The sequence below is a fragment of the Streptomyces boluensis genome (genome assembly GCF_009908195.1).
Lineage (GTDB): Bacteria > Actinomycetota > Actinomycetes > Streptomycetales > Streptomycetaceae > Streptomyces > Streptomyces boluensis.
In genome coordinates this window covers 1-1,402 of the sequence record NZ_JAAAHS010000712.1, presented here as the reverse complement: position 1 = coordinate 1,402, position 1,402 = coordinate 1, and the positions used below count along the sequence as shown (strand labels likewise).

Sequence of the window (1,402 nt, the reverse complement as noted above, 5' to 3'; positions counted from 1 at the left end):
GTCCAGGGGCCGGCGGCGCTCAGTGCGACGGAGCTGCTCGACCGGTACGCGAGCGGGGCGCTCTCGCCGGTGGCCGCGACCGAGGCCGTGCTCGACCGGATCGAGGCGGCCGACCCGGCGCTCAACGCGTACTGCCTTCTCGACCGGGAGGCGGCGCTCGCGCAGGCCGAGGAGAGCGCCGAGCGGTGGCGGCGCGGGCAGCCGGCCGGGCTCCTCGACGGGGTGCCCACCTCGGTCAAGGACCTGTTCCTGACCCGGGGTTGGCCCACGCTGCGCGGCTCGCTCAGCGTCTCCGCCGACCAGGAGTGGCCGGCCGACGCGCCCTGTGTGGCGCGGCTGCGGGAGCACGGCGCGGTGCTCGTGGGCAAGACGACGACGCCCGAGTTCGGCTGGAAGGGCGTCACCGACAACCCGTTGACCGGCGTGACCCGCAACCCCTGGGATCCGGGCCGCACTTCGGGCGGCTCGTCCGGCGGCAGCGCGGCGGCGGTCGCGGCCGGGATGGGCCCGCTGTCGATGGGTACGGACGGCGGGGGTTCGGTGCGTATCCCCGCCGCGTTCTGCGGCATCTTCGGCATGAAGCCCACGTACGGGCGGATCCCGCTTTTCCCGGCCAGCCCGTTCGGCACACTCGCGCACGCCGGGCCGATGACCCGCACGGTCGCGGACGCGGCGCTCCTGATGGACGTGGTGTGCGGCCCCGACAGCCGGGACTGGTCCCAACTCGCCGCCCCGGAGGGCAGTTTCCGCGCGGCGGTCGCCGACGGCGACTCGCTCGCCGGGCTGCGCGTCGCGTACGCGCCGACCCTCGCGGGCGCGCCCGTGGACCCGCAGGTCGCGGCGCGTGTGCGGCGGGCGGCCGAGCTGCTCGCCGGGCTCGGCGCCGAAGTGGTGGAGGCGGCACCGGAGTTCACCGACCCCGTGGACGCGTACCACACGCTGTGGTTCGCGGGCGCGGCGAAGGTCGTCGAGCACCTGCGGCCGGAGCAGCTCGCGCGGCTCGACCCGGGGCTGCGGGAGATCGTCGCGGAGGGCGCCGCCAAGAGCGCGCTCGACTACCTGACGGCCGTCGACACCCGGATGGCGCTCGGCGTCCTGATGGGCGCCTTCCACGAGACGTACGACCTGCTGCTCACGCCGACCGTGCCCGTGGTCGCCTTCGAGGCGGGCGTCGAGGTGCCCGAGGGGAGCGGGCTGCGCAGGTGGACGGGGTGGACGCCGTTCACGTACCCCTTCAACCTCACCCAGCAGCCGGCCGCGTCCGTGCCCTGCGGTGCCACCGCCGAAGGGCTGCCGGTGGGCGCGCAGTTGGTGGCGGCGCGGCACGGGGACGCGCTGGTGCTGCGGGCCGCACGGCTGCTGCAGGACGCGCTGGTGCGGGACGGGGCGGTGGGTACGGGGC

General features: G+C 76.1%; 1 protein-coding gene. It reads left to right on the top strand.

The window, feature by feature from the left end; translation table 11 throughout:
• Window positions 1–33: 33 nt before the first annotated feature.
• Window positions 34–1,402 (top strand): amidase (locus GUY60_RS37655; RefSeq protein WP_161705994.1); only part of this gene is annotated, 1,369 nt, incomplete at its 3' end.